Raw genomic sequence first — 982 nt, 5'->3', positions numbered from 1 at the left:
TGGGAACAAATTTTTTCTAAAAAAGAATGGGGCAAGTATCCAAGTGAAAATGTTATAAGATTTATAGCAAGGAATTTTTATAATGTGCAAGATAGAAGTAAAATCAATATTTTAGAACTTGGTTTTGGAACAGGAGCTAATTTATGGTTTTGTGCAAAAGAAGGTTTTAGTGTAAGTGGTATAGAATGGAGCAAAACAGGATTAGAGCGTTTTAAAGCTCGTATGAAAGATGAGAATTTAAGTGATAAAATCAAGCAAATTGAACTGGGTGATTATATCGATAAATTAGATAGTTTTAAAAATGATAGTTTTGATGCGTGGATGGATAATTATTCCTTAGCTTACAATGATTTTGATAAAACTAAAAAGATTATAGACAAAGCGATGAAAAAACTCAAAAAAGGTGGGAAATTTCTTTCTGTAACTCCAAGTCTTGACAATGATGGTTTTGAAAAAGATGAGAGTTTGGGGTATCATTTAGTAAAACCTACAAGTGGAAGTGATGCTTGCACAGGTATTATAAGGTATTGTGATGAAAAAGATTTACGAAAACTTTATGAGAGTGCAACCTATAGTATTAGTGATATAAAAATTCACATACAAAAAAATTTAACCAAACAATTAAATGAACTTTTTATAGTTGAAGGATATAAAATATGAATATATGGGAACAAATTTTTTCTAAAAAAGAATGGGGCAAGTATCCAAGTGAAAATGTTATAAGATTTATAGCAAGGAATTTTTATAATGTGCAAGATAGAAGTAAAATCAATATTTTAGAACTTGGTTTTGGAACAGGAGCTAATTTATGGTTTTGTGCAAAAGAAGGTTTTAGTGTAAGTGGTATAGAATGGAGCAAAACAGGATTAGAGCGTTTTAAAGCTCGTATGAAAGATGAGAATTTAAGTGATAAAATCAAGCAAATTGAACTGGGTGATTATATCGATAAATTAGATAGTTTTAAAAATGATAGTTTTGATGC

The 982-nt window shown here is 28.9% G+C and carries 2 protein-coding genes; both read left to right on the top strand.

Annotated features, from left to right (window positions below):
• The coding region (locus AJ881_RS04055; protein WP_070282537.1) for a class I SAM-dependent methyltransferase at window positions 1–660 on the top strand (660 nt) is incomplete at its 5' end.
• On the top strand, window positions 657–982 hold a 326-nt coding region (locus AJ881_RS04050; RefSeq protein WP_148123001.1), incomplete at its 3' end, for a class I SAM-dependent methyltransferase. The genes AJ881_RS04055 and AJ881_RS04050, both read left to right, overlap by 4 nt.

Source organism: Campylobacter sp. BCW_6460, assembly GCF_001762705.1.
Classification (GTDB): domain Bacteria; phylum Campylobacterota; class Campylobacteria; order Campylobacterales; family Campylobacteraceae; genus Campylobacter_D; species Campylobacter_D jejuni.
This window is presented reverse-complemented; position numbering and strand designations above follow the sequence as displayed.